Consider the following 15,182-nt stretch of genomic DNA (forward strand, 5'->3'; position numbering starts at 1 on the left):
CGTAGACGTGTCATACGTCGAGATGGTCGGCGAGTCGGGCGTACACGTCCGCGCAACTCTCGTCGGGCGTCCGATGGGATGCGATGGTTCCGAGCGTTTCCCAGTCGCCGACGAGGACGAGGCGCTTGCGGGCGCGGGTGAGCGCGACGTTCAGCCGCCGCGGTCCCTCCTCGGGGAGTTCGAGGAACCCGCTCGCGTTCTCGTCGTTGCTCCGAACGAAGGAGACGACGACGGCCTCGCGTTCCCCGCCCTGGAAGGAGTCGATAGTGTCTACGGTCACGTCACCGTATCCGCGGTCGCCGAGTCGCTGACGGAGCAGTCGGACCTGTCCCGTGTACGCCGCGATGACTCCCACGTCGGCCGCCGGGAGCCCGGTCTCGCGGAGACGTTCGACCTCCGCGACGACGGTGTCCGCCTCGGCGGGGTTGGCGTACGAGTTCCCCGCCACGTCCCGCCGTTCCGTCCCGCGAACGTCCACGCCGTGGAGCGCCGGAAGGCCGCCTATCGTCCACGGCTCGTCGCGATCCGTGGTTTCGAGGAGGCCGTCGTAGAACTCGCGGTTCGGGAACGCCGCGATGTCTTCGTGCATCCGATACTGTTCGCGGAGGGGGGCCGCCAGGTCGTCGCCGTAGCGCTCCAGAAGGGCTTCGAAGAGCGACGCGTGTGAGTCGGCGTCCGCGTCGTGTTCGGTCGCGCTGTACGGCGGGAGTTGCTTGTGGTCGCCCGCGAGCACGAGTTTCCGCGCGCACTCGAGGACGATTGCGGTCGCGGGCCGGCTCGCCTGCGTCGCCTCGTCCACCACGCCCACGTCGAAGCGGTTCCGGTCGAACGCGGCGGCCGCGCTCGTCGTCGCCGCAACGACATCCGCGCCGTCGAGCGGTTCGTTCGCGTACTCCGTTGCGACCACGTCGTTCGTCGTGTTCCCGCCGGCGCGCGCGAGCGAGAGACCGGCGTCGTCTGCGAGTCCGTGCAGGGAATCCGGGTCGGGGTCGTCGGACGTGCTGTCGCCGACGAGGAGGTTGTCCACGGCCTGATTCGAGTGCGCGGCGACGAGCACGCGCTGACCGTGCGTCGCGGCGTAGTGAATGTACGCGGTGAGCGTCCGCGTCTTCCCCGTTCCCGGCGGCCCGTGGATGCAGACGGCGTCCTCGGCGGCGTCCGCCCAGACGAGCGCGCGCCGCTGGTACTCGTTCAGGGCGGGTGTCGGGTCGTACTCCGCGTGCTCGTTCACCGTGAATCCGAGCGGCCGCGTCCCCGTGAGAAGCGCGCGCTTCTTCCTGTCGTCCGCGACCGAATCGATGGCGTCCAACCGCCGCTGGAACGGCACCGGATTGAACAGGCTGGTGACCCACGCGTCGCACTCGTCGAGCGTGCGCTCGAGCGTTTCGTCGTCGATACCGGGGTCGAGCGGCCGAACCGTCGCGTGCCGCGCGTCCACGGAGACCAATTCCACGTCGAGCGGAAGCCAGGACGGCCCGCCGCGCGCGTCCAACAGACACCGGTTCCCCGGGAAGAGACCGGCGTCGCGGCGGAGCGACGCGTCTTCGGTGTGCTGGAGGACGAACGCAACGTCCCCCATTTCGTCCCGGGTCGTCCCCGCGAACACGAACGGGCCCGCGGTCTCACCGCGCCGAATCGATTCGTCGAGTCCGAGAGCGTGGTACTCGCGACGCGCCGCCGTGCGCTCCGCGTCCGTCTCCGTTCGAACGAACGCTCGCAAGTCGTCCAAGACAGCCGATTCGTCCACCGCGTGCGGTTCCTTCGGCGCGAGTTCGCTCGGCGGCCGGTCCGTTTCAGGGAGCGCGGCGTCCGCTGGCGTGATGTCGTCGCGAAGCCAGAACTGGACGCGATGCCCGATTTCCGTGCGGGCCGCGTCCGCGCAGTCCACGAACCGCTCGCGGCCGCTGATGCCGAACGACGTGTCGTGCCAGCCCACCTGTTCTTTCTCCGGCCGAAACAGGACGTACTCGTCCGACAGTGTCGGGTCGTCACCGTCGAACAACGGCACGACGTACGCGTCACCGCTCGGTGCGCGAATCCCGAGCGCCTCCATCGCGTTCCGCGCCGCGAGCGCCACGTCTATCGGCCGATACACGTCCTCCAGCGCGCCCTGAAAGAGCGTGGCGTCGGTCACTCGCCACTCGTCGAACGCCGGCGTCATCGCAGTCTCACCACGGCAGCCGAACGACTTCCGAACACGACCCTATTGGGGGATTCGTCGCCCTGAACGTTCCGAACTCACGGAACACTCAGCGGCTAGTGTCGCTATCCTCCGGGAACGGGTCGATGTGATGGATAGCGTCGGGAGAGAGCAGGCGACCCGACGGGATTTGAACCCAGCCGTTCGACAGGAGGCGCGCCGGCCCGTCGTGCAGCACGGTGTCCTGCGCGTAGTCCGCGTACACGACTGCTTGCTCGTACTCCCGAGCGACCCCGTCTCCATCGTCCGCCCACGGGTCGGGTGACAACATCGAATGGCAGTTATCAGTCACGGAGGATAAATCCGGCTTCGAGACCGCCCACCACCCCCACATTCGATATATCGATATTCAGTTTACGAGTCTGGTGTGAGTCACGTAGTGAGCGAGTAGATGGAGTCGAGGTAGACCTCGCGGACGCGGTCACCCCAGTTGTGGGTGTAGGTGTCGATGATGTCGTCGGCCACGTCCCCGCGGAGGTACTTGACGACGCCGCGGTCGCCGGTGCGGTCGCGGAGGTGCGTGGTGAAGAAGTGCCGGAAGTAGTGGGGAGTGACGTTCTCAGTGGCGTCAGCGCCGGGTTCGTACCAGCCAGCGTCGGTCGCGTGCCGCGTCACGACGTTCCGCACCATCTCCGGTGTCAGGCGCTCTCCCCACGAGTCGCTCGTGCTCACGAACAGTGGATCCGCGGGAGACCGCGCATCCGGGCGAATCGCCAACCAACGGCGGAGTACGCGCTTCAACTCCGCGTCCACGGGTATCAGCGTCACGCGTTTTCGCTTGTTCGACGCCGTGCGTTCCTCGCCGTTCACCGTCGCGCCGCGCACCGTATCTGGATCGACGAACAGCGTGTCTGTTCGGCCGTCGAGGTGCGCGCGCCCCCCCAGCTCGTACGTGTCGCCAAGCGGCGCGTCGAGCGTGAGGTCTCGGAGGTCGAGATTGCAGAGCTCTCCGACTCGTAGCCCAGTTTTCAGGAGCGTAACGACGAGCGCGCGCTCCAGCGGATGCCGAATGTCGGCGACGAACGACCGCATGCGCGGAATCGGTATTTCGCGACGCGCGGGGTCCGTGTCGATGGATTCGTCCATCTCCTCGACCACGAGCGACATCGGGTTCGCGTCCAATTCGCCGACCTGCGACATGTACGCGTAGAACCGATGGACGTAGGACGCGTACGTCGCGACCGTGCTGTCCGCACGACCCTCCCGAATCGAGGACACCCACGCGAGGCAGTCCCGGCGGTCCGCGTCCGCTGGCGACACCCCGCGCTGGTCGAGAAACGCCGCGTACTCGCCGAGCACGCGCTCGTACGCCGCTCGCGTCCGATCGCTCTTCCCGTGGAACCCCATGTCCTCCAAGAAGTACTCGACGCGCTCGCTCATTCCCCCACCAAGGTGTATCCACCTTCTCGCGGTCGATACCGAACCACGCCCTCGTCTTCGAGCGACTGAATCGCCGCCTCGACTTGGTCCTCCACGTCGTCGGTTACCGCCGCGAGCAGTTCGTCCCAGTCCAGCGTCCCCTCGGACTCCAAACACGACCGAACGTCCGATTCCAACCCTGTTTCGACGCCGTCACCCCTAGGGCCCACGCCCCCAGAACCACCTTCCTCGACACCGATATTGATGTTCCGTCGACCGGCCTGTACCATCGCCCGCACGAACTCGCTCTGCGTCATATCCAACTCCTGTGCGTCCGACACCCATTCCTCCTTCTGCCATCGCGGCACGTACGTCTTCACCGACGTGCGCTCCTCGTCCTCACTCATACACCACCCCTCACACTCCGCCACCATCAGCGTTCCCACTACACGTGATAAATACACTTATCCGTCCGAAAAGGCCCAAAATTCTCGCGAATTGAGGTGCTATATTTGTTTATTAACGTCTCTAGGGACTACAGAGATAGATAACTTTTCAGAGTCTGTGGTCCTATATGGCTTTCTTATTTGTATGGGGTGGGGCAGTACTCCCTGGCTGCCGAGCTGCTGACCGCGTGAAATTGGCTCTCTAGAGGGATCCGAATCATACGGAACGCTCGACTAGGTCGTCGAGTCCACGAGTGTGGCGAAATCTGCTCCCCCGAACAATCAAACGTGTCCGGAATCGTCATCTTAGAGGGCTTCGGACTGAGTGACCGATAAAGCGGGTGCAGGGAGTACAGCTGGAACGAATGCGACGCGGACTCATGAGGGACGTTCACACGACGCGATTAGTGCCAGACGTCCCGTCAGAGGGACGTGACGAGACGTTCGTAACTAACGGACGTGACACGTGTCGCTACACCCACCCCAGAGCTATATCGCGCAGCGGTCTTTCTCCGCACTCCGGTGGTGATTACGAACCCGTTCCCGCCGCACTCGTGACGAGAGTGTATTGGACGCGTCGTCGAATAGCGTCTTGCCGGTCGAATCGAGCGAGCTCACAGTGTAGATGTGTGGACGCGTGCTGGATCAAGCGGAACGCAGTGAGGTCGTCGTGTCTACCCGTTTCTGGTGAATGCCGACTGCCTCGTTCTCTCACCTGAGTGGTCGGCGCGCAGGACTGCGACCGAGACAAGTGCGTCGGCCTATCGATTGGTTCTGGCTGGTTTGCCACCGGAAGTCGCAGGCGTCGTTCTCGTGGTCCGATGTGGCCGTGTCCGAAACACACCTCGTAAATCATATGTCGCTATATTCAATCTGGTGGGTCTTCGGTGGGTGCGGGAGGTCGAGCGGCCGCGGTATCGAGTGCTCCGGACGGGTACGGAGTGCCTCGGTGTCTTCATAGCAAGGCTTTCCGTCGTTTTCGCGAGAATCGAGAGTGATGGAGGCAGCCGGTGTGACCGACGACAGTATCGACGAACTGAGCGAGACCTACCTCGAGCAGGTGACGGAGTGCGTCGGCGCGCTCGATAGCGTGTTCGACGGGAACGTGTCCGGCGTGGACCGCGTGGAGTCCTTGGAGTCGCAGTGTGACGAGACGGGGCGAGCGCTCCAGTCGGCGCTGGGCGCGGCCGCACCGACCTTCCGCAGCGTCTACCTTCAGGCCGGCGACCTCGCGGAGTTCTACACGCGGGTCGACGAGGTCGCAAACAACGCCGAGGCCGTCGCGCTCGACTACCGCGCGACCGGCGCGTACCTCGGGAACGTCCGCCCGCACCTGCGCGAGATGGTGGCGGACGCGGTCGTGGCGAGCGCACACCTCGAAACCGCGACCGCGGCCTATCTCGGCGAGGACGAAGACGAAACCGTCTCGGAAGCAGTGTCTCGGATTCGGACGCTGGAGCGCGCGTGTGACGACCGGCGGCACGACGCGGTCCGGGTCGCGTTCGAGCAGCGGGACGCGGCGGACGCGCTCGTCGTTCGCGAACTCGTGAGGGGCGCCGATGCGGTGGTCGACGCTGTCGAGGACGCCGCGGACCACTTGGAGTTCATGGTGTCGCTCTCTCCCTAGGGGAGGATGCCGACCTCCTGCAGTAGTGATTCCGTCGGCGATACGTCTCCGAGTGCCGACAGCGCGAGTGTGGGTGGGCTGAGCGCGTCGAGCGGTGGGAGCGCCGCAATCGGTTCGACGCCGGGCGTGACGGGGTAGGCGAGCGCGTCCGTGGCGACGAACTCTTGTGCCTCAGCGCTGAGGAGGTGGCGGACGAACGTTCGAGCGAGCATGGTCGCGTTGCTCGCGCGGAGGACGGCGGCGGCGGTGGCGTTGACGAGTGCGCCGGCGTCGTTCTCGGTGAACGCGAGGCCGAGCGGCGCGTCGGGGCGGCCGGCGCGAACGCGGAGCACGTCCTGGTGGGAGGCGAGCGCGAGCGTGGCGTCACCGCGCGCGACGGCGTTCGCGGCGAAGAACTCGCCGTCCACGGTGTCCGTGTCGGCGTGGAGCACGGCCCGCAACCACTCGCGTGCGGCGCCCCGACCGGCGAGTGCGCGGAGCGCGGTGACGAACGTCCGGAAGCCGTACGAGCGCGGCGCCCACGCTATCGGCCCGGGAACCGCGTCTGGAATCGCGTCAACGCTCGTCGGCACGTCCCCACTGTCGAAGGCGGTGGTGTCGTAGGCGAGCGCGCGCGAGTGCGCCCCGACTCCGACCCAGGTGTCGGTCGGCCGGAACCGCGCGGGGACGCGCGCCGTCACGTCGTCGGGGAGCGTTGCGGTGAGCTCGTCGTCCGCGAGCGCGTCCACGGCCGCCGCGTCGGTCGCGAGGAGCACGTCCGCGCGGACGTTCCCGGCGTCAGCCTGCTCGCGGAGCGCGGCGACGAGCACCTCCGCGGGTTCGACGCGGAGCGTCGGCGCGAACCCCGGGTAGGTCTGTTCGAGCAGTCCGACGAGGCGTTCGTAGCGCTCGCTCGCGCTCCCCGCGACGTAGACGGTGAGTCGTCCGTCGAGGTCGGGGAGGTCGGCGATGCGCGGCCCGCCCGGAACGGGGCGTTCGCCGACGAGTCTCGTGTCGCCCCGGAAGTCGTCGAGCGTTGGCGCGGGAACGTCCTCGCCGTCGCTGAACACGGTCGCACAGCCGGCGAGCGACCCGAGGAGCGCGGTACCGGACGCCAGCACGCCGCGGCGCGTGTGGAGGGACCGCTCGGTCATCGTGCCCCACGTGCTATCCCCGCGAGTATCAGCCTACTGCTTTCGTGAGCCACCCAAACCGTGAAGGCGTTCGCTCGCGCTCGCCCGAGTATGGATAGGGTAGCCGTAATCGGTGCGTCGATGACGCAGTTCGGCGAGCGCGACGGCTGGGTGCGCGACCTCCTCGCGGAAGCCGGGGACGCGTGCCTGCGCGACGCCGGCGTGCCGTCGGACGCGGTCGACAACCTCTACGTGTCGAACATGGGGAGCGGCGAGTTCGAGGGGCAGACGGGCGTCTCGAACATGCTCGCGCACGACCTCGGGATGGTCGGCGCGTACACGCAGCGCGTGGATCAGACGAGCGCGTCCGGCGGCGCGGGCATCTACGCCGCCTGGCAGTCCGTCGCGTCGGGCGCGAGCGACATGACGCTGCTTGTGGGCGGCGAGAAGATGACCCACCGGACCACGGGCGAGGCGACCGATGTCATCGCGAGCCTCACGCATCCCGTAGAGTACAAGCACGGCGTCACGCTCCCGAGTTTCGCCGGTCTCACCGCTCGGCTCTACCTCGACCAGTACGATGCACCCCGCGAGTCGCTCGCAGCCGTCGCGGCGAAGAACCACCGGCACGGCGTGGACAACCCTCACGCCCAGTTCCGCAAGGAAGTCAGCGAGACCGAGATACTGGAGTCGCCAATCGTCGCTGACCCGCTCCGACTGTACGACTTCTGCCCGATTACGGACGGGTCGGCCGCCCTCCTGTTCTGCCCGGAGTCCGTCGCGCGCGAGTACACCGACGACTACACCGTCGTCTCGGGCGTCGCTGGCGCGAGCGACACGCACGTCGTCCACGAGCGCGACGACCCGACCACGATGGCGGGCGTCGTGGACTCCTCCGACGACGCGTTCGCGATGGCCGACCGCACGCCAGACGACGTGGACGTGGCGGAACTCCACGACATGTTCACCATCCTCGAAGTCCTCCAGCTCGAAGCGCTCGGGTTCGCGGAGCCCGGCGAGGGCTGGCGGCTCGCCCCCGACGGCGTCACCGAGCGCGGCGGCCGCCTCCCCGTCAACACCTCCGGCGGCCTGAAGTCGAAGGGCCACCCGCTCGGCGCGAGCGGCGTCGCACAGGCCTACGAACTCCACCGACAGCTCACCGACGACGCCGGCGACCGTCAGGTCGACGCCGAAGTCGGGTTGGCCTGCAACGTCGGCGGGTTCGGGAACTGCGTCACCACCACCATCCTCGAAACACCATGAAGGCCCATCGCTGTCCGAACGACCACCTCACGTATCCCGGTCACGCCCGCTGTCCCGACTGCGGCGAACCGCAAGAAGACACCGTGTCGCTCGCCGACCGCACCGCCGAAGTCGTCACGTGGACGACGAGCACCGCCACGCCACCCGGCGTCCGCCAACCCAACCACCTCGCAATCGTCGAGTTCGACGTAAACGGCCAATCCGTGCGCGCACTCGGCCAACTCACCACGAACGACGTGGACATCGGAGACAGCGTCACGCCCGTTCACGTCGACGAACTCCGCGACCCCGACGCCGGCATCCGCGAACCCACTAGTCAACACTGGGACGGCTACCGATTCGAACCGGTCTGACTACAGCCGAACGGGCACGCCGTGTTCGTCCAAGTACTCCTTGACTTCGTCGACGCCGTACTCGTCGAAGTGGAAGATTGAGGCGGCGAGCGCGGCGTCCGCGCCGGCGTCGAACGCCTCCTTCATGTGCTGGGGGCCGCCGCAGCCGGAGGAGGCGATGACGGGCGTCGAGACGGAATCGCAGACGGCGCCGGTGAGCGGGAGGTCGTAGCCGTCCTTGGTGCCGTCGGCGTCGATGGAGTTCACGAACAGTTCGCCGGCGCCGCGGTCCTCGGCTTCCCGCACCCACTCGACCACGTCGCGGCCGGTGCCTTCGCGGCCGCCCTTGATGGTCGCCTCGAACCAGCAGGACTCTCCGTCCACCTGCTCGTAGTGTTCGCCGTTCTCGTCGAACCGGCGTTTGGCGTCGACGCTGACGACCATGCACTGACTGCCGAACGCGCGCGCACCCTCCGTGATGAGTTCGGGGCGCTGGATGGCGGCGGTGTTGATCGAGACCTTGTCCGCGCCGGCGCGCAGCGTCTCCTTCACGTCCTCCCTGGTTCGGATGCCGCCGCCGACGGTGAGCGGGATGAAGATTTCGTCCGCGACCCGGGAGACCGTGTCGAGCATCGTTTCTCTCCCGTCTGCGCTCGCGGTGATGTCGAGGAAGACGAACTCGTCCGCGCCCGCCTCGTTGTACTTCTTCGCGAGTTCGACGGGGTCGCCCGTGTACTGGAGGTCCTCGAACTGGACGCCCGTGTAGACCGCAGCGTCCCCGTTCTCGTCGAGGTCCACGTCGATACACGGGATGACGCGTTTCGTCAACATACCCGGTGCTTCACCCGGCCGGCGTTTCACGGTTTCGCTCGATACGTCACCTTGATGCTCGAACCCAGCCTACGGAAGGTATGACGTTTCTCGTCGCGTACGACGATTCCGAACTCTCACGTGCTGCGCTCGACCGCGCCGTGGAGTTCGCTGGGGACCGGGAGGTCGTCGCCGCCACCGCGATACCGAACAATCCGGCGTACGCTCGGGCGCACGGCTGGCTCGACAGCGACGATTCGTTCGACCCGGACACGGTCGAAGAGATACTGCGCGAGCGCGTCCACGACCGCCAGCCGACCGTGTCGTTCGAGCCGATACGGATGGAGGCGTCGCCGCCGCTCGCGACAATCGGACTCGCGGTGCGCAACGCCGCCCGTCAGTTCGACGCGGAGGTGGTGTTCGTCGGGAGTCGGAGCGCCGGCCGCCTCGTCACCAACCTCGTGAGCGTCGGGCAGAACGTCGCGACCGACGCCAGCTACGACGTACACATCGTCCGGCATTCGTCATAGCGAAGTACGCGGCCGCAGAACCCCCACGTATGAGCGACACAGCCGACACAGAGGCGCAGGGCGAATCCGACGAAACGACCGACGAGCAGGAAGCGGCTCCCCGCCACGATTCCCGCGTCACGTCGCCGATGCAGGCCTACGGCGGTCGCGCGGTTCTCACCGGCTTCCTCGTCCTCCTCGTCGGTCTCGCCGTCGTCGTCGGGCCGGCGCTCCTAGTCTAGTTCTTCCGCGAGCGTGTCGCGGGCGTCCGCGACCGCCGCGAAGTCGTACTCGATTTCTGTCCCGTTCACGTCGAGCGAGAGCGTTCCCGACCCATCGGTTCGTCCGAGTTCGACGGCGTCGACGCGTGTGCGGACGGCGTCGGGGTCGGTGGTTTCGACGACGGCGCGGCCCGGCGCTTCGGAGAACAGTTCGGCGAGGCCGGGGACGCTCGCGTCGAGGCCGGCGTCCGCGGTGAGCATCTCGGCGAGCGTGACGGCGAGGCCGCCGTCGCTCACGTCGTGAACCGCGAGCGTCGAATCGAGGTCGGCGACCGAGGCGAGGCCCGCGATTCGGTCGGCCGGCTGGTCGGGGAGCGCGGGGAAGCGGTCGCTTCCCTCAAATTGGGCGAGGTACTCGCTTCCGCCGAGGCCGCTCGCGTGGCCGCCGACGAGCAGCAGCGTGCCGTCGCCCTGGAGGCCGGTGCCGGGCGCGTCGTAGGTCCCCTTCGTGCCGAGCATCGCGAGCGTCGGCGTCGGTGGAATCGGACCGGTCGCGGAGTCGTTGTAGAGGCTGACGTTCCCGCCGACGACGGGCACGGAGAGGTCTCGACAGCCGTCCGCGAGTCCCTCCACGATGTTCGTGAAGCCGCCGTACACGCCCGGATTCTCGGGGTTTCCGCCGTTCAGGCAGTCGACGGCGGCGAGCGGCGTCGCGCCGACCGCGGCGAGGTTCGTGGCGTTCTCGACGGCGGTGGCGTACGCGCCCTCGTAGGGCGCGGCGCTCGTCCAGTTCGGGTTCGCGCCCGCGGAGAGCGCGACGCCCTGTCCGGCGCGCCGCACCGCGAGCACGGCCGCGTCGTCGCCGGGGCGGACGCTCGTCCGCGCGCCGACCTCGTGGTCGTACTGGCGGTACACCCAGCGCTTCGACGCTGTGTTCGGACTCGACAGCACGGAGTCGAACGCGGACTCGGGGTCGACCGTGGGGAGGTCCACGGGCGGTTCGGGCGGCGTTTCGCTCGGGAGGTCGTTGAGGGGCGCGCCGTCCGCGAGGTACTCGGCGGGCGCGTCCACCACGGTCTCGCCCTCGAACTCGCACACGAAGTTCCCGGAGTCGGTGAGGTCGCCGATGACCGAGCAGCCGAGGTCGTACTTCTCCGCGATGTCGCGGACCGCGTCGACGTTCTCGGACGCGACCTCGTAGCACATCCGCTCCTGGGATTCGGCGAGCAGGATTTCGGTCGCGTTCATGTTCGGTTCGCGCTGGTGGACGTTTTCGAGGCTGATGACGCAGCCGAGCCCGCCCTTCGCGACCAGTTCGCAGGACGCGCCGCCCAGGCCGGCCGCCCCGAGGTCGCGCGCAGACTCCACGATCCCCGCGTCCACGAGGTCCTCGTTCGCCTCGATGAGGAGCTTTTCAGTGTACGGGTCGCCGACCTGAACGGCGGGCCGGTCCTCGGTTTCGGCGTCCTCCGCGAGGTCCTCGCTCGCGAAACTCGCGCCGCCCAGTCCGTCTCTCCCCGTACTGTTCCCGACGAGCACGAGCTTGTTTCCGGGTTCCTGTGCCTCGGCGGTGACGAGGCGGTCCGCGTCGAGCAATCCGACGCACGCGACGTTCACGAGCGGATTCCCCTCGTAGTCGGGGTGGAACTGCGTGCTCCCGCCGACGGTGGGGACGCCGATGGCGTTCCCGTAGTCGCTGATTCCCTCGACGACGCCGTCGAGGAGGTAGCGCGAGTGCTCGGCGTCGAAGTCGCCGAAGTAGAGGCTGTCCGCGAGCGCGATGGGGTACGCGCCCATGGAGAGCGTGTCGCGGACGATGCCGCCGACGCCCGTCGCCGCGCCGTCGTAGGGGTCGACGTAGCTCGGATGGTTGTGGGACTCCACGCCGAACGTGAGGTACGTATCTTCGTCCGCGTGCCCACTGGCACGTTCCGCGGAGTCGGCGCCAGCCGACGACGGTAGCGCGACGACGGCGGCGTCGTCCCCGGGGCCGACGACGACCCGGTCGCTCTCGCTCTCGAACGCGGAGAGGAGCATGCGCGAGGAGCGGTACGCGCAGTGTTCGCTCCAGAGGTTCTCGAAGAGCGCGGCCTCGGTCGTCGTGGGGTCGCGGCCGAGTTCCGCTTCCACGAGTTCGCGGTCCGAATCGGCGAGACTCATTCAACTACGTGTACCGACACCCGCCATTAATGCGTTTCCATATGCACGTTCGTGCACTCAGAGTTCGCGGTGGTCGTCCGTCACGCCCCGCAACTGCGAGTAGTCCTCAGACCGCATCGACCCCGACGCGACCACGTACACACCGGTCGCGCCCACGTCCCGCGTCTCGTTCGTGAGCGTCGCCACCAGCCGATAGAGGCGCTCCGAGTCCGCGTACATGTAGAGCGTGCTGAGGTTGTCGAATACCACCCAGCCACCCGTCCGGACGTACTGGAGCGCGTTCGAGTACTGGATGCTCAATCCCGTCAGGTCGCTCGGACTCACGCGCTCGGACACCCAGATCGGGCCGTCGTAGCTCACGGACGACCCGGTGACGGGGATGACGCCGACCCGGGACGGGTCGACTCCGCGCTCCCGGAGCGCGCGCTCGGTGCGCGTCGGCGACGCGTTCGTCCGAACCAACAGGAGGTTATCGAACGCGCGCTCCGGGAGTACGTCCACCACCGACCCGTGCGGCGGCGCTTCCGCGAGCACCTGCGTTCCCGCGGCCACGCCGTCCAACGCCCCCGTCCCGTGCTCAGGCATCCTCGAACCCCCCGCCCTCGCCCTCCACGTTCTCGGCGACGCTGCGGTCGCGCGCCGTCTCCACGAAGTCCCGCGCGAAGTACGCCGCCGCCGCGACGATGCACGCGCTCGCCGCGACGTAGAACGCGTACGAGACGAGCACCGCGAGTCGCGTCTCCACGAGACCGAAGTCGTACGCGAAGTTCGCGCCCGCCCCGACGCTCAGCAGGCCGAGCGTCGCCGCGAACAACAGCACGCCCTCCCGGTAGAGCACGGCGTCCGCCCGCCGCACGAGCACGTTCACCACGACGACCATACAGACGAGTAGAACGCAGACCTGGGCCGCGAACACCGCGACAGCGACCGTTTCGACGGTCACGACGCGACACCCCACGTCATCCGATTGAGCCGCACCGTCGCCACCGCCACGGCCGCGACGCTCACCGTCCAGAACGCGGACGACAGCGTGAGATACCACGCGGTCGGCAGCGGGAGTTGCGCCGCCATCGTCGTTCCCAGAAACCCGGCGATAGCGACCGTAATCGGCCGTAGGACGCCGCCCCACGTCGTCTCCGCGTAGCCCCGTGCGGCGATACCCATCACGACGAGCGCAACGGTCAACAGCGTGCTCTGTACCACGACGAGCGCGTCGAGCACGACGTCGAGCACAGTCACGCCGCCCACCCTCCTCGAACCCGCATCGTCCGACATCATACGTCCAGGCTACCTAACGTCTTCGCCAGTACCGGGGGGCTTTTGCCGGCGGCCCGCGAACCCGGATTCGTGCTGTCCGTCGAACTGCACTCGCACTCCGCGCTCTCCTACGACGGCCGGGACCCGGTCGAGATGCTCTTAGAGCAGGCGCGCGCGGTCGGCCTGGACGCGCTCGCGGTCACCGACCACGACGAGATAGACGCGAGCCTCGACGCCGCCGCGAAGGCGAGCGACTACGGCCTCGTCGGGATTCCCGGGATGGAGGTCACGTCCGCCGCGGGGCACGTGCTCGCCATCGGCGTCCGCGAGGCCGTTCCGACGGGCCTACCGTTCGACGAGACCCTCGGCGAAATCCGCGCCCGCGGCGGTATCGCGGTCGTTCCGCATCCGTTCCAGGAATCGCGGAGCGGCGTCGCGGCGAACGTCTCGCGGCGCGACCTCGCGTCCGCGGACGCCATCGAAATCTACAACTCTCGCCTCCTCACGGGCCGCGCGAACCGGCAGGCCGAGAAATTCGCTGAGGAACACGACTTGCCGATGACCGCGGGAAGCGACGCCCACATCGCGGAGATGGTCGGGCAGGCGGTGACGCGCGTGGACACCGACGAGCGCTCCCTCGAGGCGATTCTGGACGCCGTCCGCGACGGCCGAACGTCCGTCGAGGGGACGCGGACGCCGTGGCGCGTGAGCTTCCGGCAGGCCGCCGGCGGCGCGAAACGCCGCGTGAAGAACCGGCTCCGCGAGTTCCTCTAATGCTCCCTGAATCCGTCCGCGACGCTGTCGAGTCGGGCGACCCGCTCCCGGGAACAACGGGGTTCGCGGGCGAACTCCCGGACGGCCGACTCGCCCGCGACGTGCTCGGCCGCGAACTCCTCTACACCGATTCGGGAACCTGGAGTCACGACCCCGACGACCTCGCCGACCCGACCCTGTTTCCGGCGGGACACGTCGGCACGCCGGACGACCACGAGCGCGTCTGGCGGCTCCCCGACTCCACGATCGACGGCGGCGTCGACGCCCTCCGGGACGCACTGGAGGCGGCGTTCGACGCGCTCAGTGCGCGGGATGGAGACGGCGACGTGGCGGTCGCGTTCTCCGGCGGCGTGGACTCCGCGCTCGTCGTGGACGCCGTCGACGCGCCGCTGCACGTGGTCGGCTTCCCCGACAGCGCCGACATCGCGGCGGCCAAGGAGTCAGCCAGCCTCCTCGGCCGCGACGTGACCGCCCACGAACTCGCCATCGAGGACGTGGAGGCCGCCGTCCCCGACGTGGCGCGCGCTATCGGCCGCACGAACGCGATGGACGTCTCGATAGCGCTCCCGCTCTTCCTCGTCGCCGAACGCGCGGACGCCGACTGCCTCCTCCTCGGTCAGGGCGCGGACGAACTGTTCGGCGGGTACGCGAAGGTCGAGAAGGCCGAGACCGACCCGCGCACGGACGCCGACACCGTCCGCGGCGCGCGCGACGAAGTCCTCGCGACGCTCCCCGACCAACTGGAACGCGACGTTCGCGCCGTGCGCGCGACCGACACCGAACCGGTGACGCCGCTGTTACACGACGCGGTCGTCCGCGAAGCGCTCCGCCTCCCCGACGACCTGCTCGTCGCCGACGGCACGCGGAAGCGCGCGCTCCGCGCGGTCGCGGCCGAACGCCTCCCCGACCCAATCGCGTACCGGGAGAAGAAGGCGGTGCAGTACGGGAGTCTCGTCGCGCGCGAACTCGACCGCCTCGCCCGCCAGGCCGGATTCAAGCGCCGGATGGACGACCACGTCACCAAGTACGTCGAATCGGTCGTATAGGCCGCGAAAACCGTCTTTTCCCTGGGTGTGTTACAGTGCCCCAAATATATTTGGCAGAACGGCTAT

General features: G+C 68.0%; 17 protein-coding genes. 7 read left to right on the forward strand and 10 right to left on the reverse strand.

Annotation, left to right across the window (positions count from 1 at the left end; all coding sequences use genetic code 11):
* Positions 1–10: 10 nt before the first annotated feature.
* From ACOZ4O_RS01960 to ACOZ4O_RS01975, 4 genes are all read right to left on the reverse strand, one after another.
* The gene (locus ACOZ4O_RS01960) at positions 11–2,161 is read right to left on the reverse strand and encodes an AAA domain-containing protein (protein ID WP_424523634.1); all 2,151 of its coding nucleotides are present in this window, start codon (positions 2,159–2,161) and stop codon (positions 11–13) included.
* 88 nt (positions 2,162–2,249) lie between these two features.
* On the reverse strand, positions 2,250–2,471 hold the full coding sequence (locus ACOZ4O_RS01965) for a hypothetical protein (protein WP_424523635.1): 222 nt from the start codon (positions 2,469–2,471) through the stop codon (positions 2,250–2,252).
* A 101-nt stretch (positions 2,472–2,572) separates the two neighbouring features.
* Positions 2,573–3,580, reverse strand: a complete 1,008-nt coding sequence (locus ACOZ4O_RS01970) for a tyrosine-type recombinase/integrase (RefSeq protein WP_424523636.1) — start codon at positions 3,578–3,580, stop codon at positions 2,573–2,575.
* Positions 3,577–3,966, reverse strand: coding sequence for a DUF5805 domain-containing protein (locus ACOZ4O_RS01975; RefSeq protein ID WP_424523637.1), 390 nt, complete (start codon positions 3,964–3,966; stop codon positions 3,577–3,579). The genes ACOZ4O_RS01970 and ACOZ4O_RS01975 overlap by 4 nt, the downstream gene beginning before the upstream one ends.
* A 1,036-nt stretch (positions 3,967–5,002) precedes the next feature.
* On the opposite strand from ACOZ4O_RS01975, the gene ACOZ4O_RS01980 reads away from it, so the two are divergent.
* The gene (locus tag ACOZ4O_RS01980) at positions 5,003–5,632 is read left to right on the forward strand and encodes a DUF47 domain-containing protein (RefSeq protein WP_424523638.1); all 630 of its coding nucleotides are present in this window, start codon (positions 5,003–5,005) and stop codon (positions 5,630–5,632) included.
* Here the strand turns inward: ACOZ4O_RS01980 and ACOZ4O_RS01985 are convergent.
* The gene (locus tag ACOZ4O_RS01985; RefSeq protein ID WP_424523639.1) at positions 5,629–6,765 is read right to left on the reverse strand and encodes an extracellular solute-binding protein; all 1,137 of its coding nucleotides are present in this window, start codon (positions 6,763–6,765) and stop codon (positions 5,629–5,631) included. The genes ACOZ4O_RS01980 and ACOZ4O_RS01985 overlap by 4 nt on opposite strands.
* A gap of 90 nt (positions 6,766–6,855) precedes the next feature.
* Between ACOZ4O_RS01985 and ACOZ4O_RS01990 the strand changes: the two genes are divergently transcribed.
* Both ACOZ4O_RS01990 and ACOZ4O_RS01995 read left to right on the forward strand, forming a co-directional pair.
* Positions 6,856–8,007, forward strand: coding sequence for a thiolase C-terminal domain-containing protein (locus tag ACOZ4O_RS01990; protein ID WP_424523640.1), 1,152 nt, complete (start codon positions 6,856–6,858; stop codon positions 8,005–8,007).
* On the forward strand, positions 8,004–8,360 hold the full coding sequence (locus ACOZ4O_RS01995; protein ID WP_424523641.1) for a Zn-ribbon domain-containing OB-fold protein: 357 nt from the start codon (positions 8,004–8,006) through the stop codon (positions 8,358–8,360). Before ACOZ4O_RS01990 ends, ACOZ4O_RS01995 begins: the two co-directional genes overlap by 4 nt.
* Here the strand turns inward: ACOZ4O_RS01995 and hisF are convergent, their stop codons facing one another.
* The gene (gene hisF, locus ACOZ4O_RS02000) at positions 8,361–9,170 is read right to left on the reverse strand and encodes an imidazole glycerol phosphate synthase subunit HisF (RefSeq protein WP_424523642.1); all 810 of its coding nucleotides are present in this window, start codon (positions 9,168–9,170) and stop codon (positions 8,361–8,363) included. It lies immediately after the preceding gene.
* Positions 9,171–9,250: 80 nt separating this feature from the next.
* Between hisF and ACOZ4O_RS02005 the strand changes: the two genes are divergently transcribed.
* Entirely contained in the window at positions 9,251–9,679 is a 429-nt protein-coding gene (locus ACOZ4O_RS02005; protein ID WP_424523643.1) for a universal stress protein, read from the forward strand.
* Positions 9,680–9,708: 29 nt separating this feature from the next.
* On the forward strand, positions 9,709–9,900 hold the full coding sequence (locus ACOZ4O_RS02010) for a DUF7550 family protein (protein ID WP_424523644.1): 192 nt from the start codon (positions 9,709–9,711) through the stop codon (positions 9,898–9,900).
* Here ACOZ4O_RS02010 and purL read toward each other — a convergent pair.
* The 4 genes from purL to ACOZ4O_RS02030 are packed head-to-tail and all read right to left on the reverse strand — an operon-like array spanning position 9,892 to position 13,314.
* The gene (purL, locus tag ACOZ4O_RS02015; RefSeq protein ID WP_424523645.1) at positions 9,892–12,039 is read right to left on the reverse strand and encodes a phosphoribosylformylglycinamidine synthase subunit PurL; all 2,148 of its coding nucleotides are present in this window, start codon (positions 12,037–12,039) and stop codon (positions 9,892–9,894) included. The genes ACOZ4O_RS02010 and purL overlap by 9 nt on opposite strands.
* A 57-nt stretch (positions 12,040–12,096) precedes the next feature.
* On the reverse strand, positions 12,097–12,624 hold the full coding sequence (locus ACOZ4O_RS02020) for a DUF7504 family protein (RefSeq protein WP_424523646.1): 528 nt from the start codon (positions 12,622–12,624) through the stop codon (positions 12,097–12,099).
* Complete coding sequence (locus ACOZ4O_RS02025; protein WP_424523647.1) at positions 12,617–12,982, reverse strand: hypothetical protein; 366 nt, start codon at positions 12,980–12,982, stop codon at positions 12,617–12,619. The genes ACOZ4O_RS02020 and ACOZ4O_RS02025 overlap by 8 nt, the downstream gene beginning before the upstream one ends.
* A complete protein-coding gene (locus ACOZ4O_RS02030; protein ID WP_424523648.1) occupies positions 12,979–13,314 on the reverse strand; it encodes a hypothetical protein in 336 nt (111 codons plus the stop codon). Before ACOZ4O_RS02030 ends, ACOZ4O_RS02025 begins: the two co-directional genes overlap by 4 nt.
* A 72-nt stretch (positions 13,315–13,386) precedes the next feature.
* Between ACOZ4O_RS02030 and ACOZ4O_RS02035 the strand changes: the two genes are divergently transcribed.
* Positions 13,387–14,070 (forward strand): PHP domain-containing protein, encoded by a 684-nt coding sequence (locus tag ACOZ4O_RS02035; RefSeq protein WP_424523649.1) that lies wholly within the window; start codon positions 13,387–13,389, stop codon positions 14,068–14,070.
* Positions 14,070–15,116 carry an asparagine synthase C-terminal domain-containing protein gene (locus tag ACOZ4O_RS02040; RefSeq protein ID WP_424523650.1) on the forward strand — a complete coding sequence of 349 codons (1,047 nt, stop codon included), beginning with the start codon at positions 14,070–14,072 and terminating at the stop codon, positions 15,114–15,116. The genes ACOZ4O_RS02035 and ACOZ4O_RS02040 overlap by 1 nt, the downstream gene beginning before the upstream one ends.
* Positions 15,117–15,182 lie beyond the last annotated feature (66 nt).

The sequence above is a fragment of the Salarchaeum japonicum genome (assembly GCF_049705945.1).
GTDB lineage: Archaea > Halobacteriota > Halobacteria > Halobacteriales > Halobacteriaceae > Salarchaeum > Salarchaeum japonicum_A.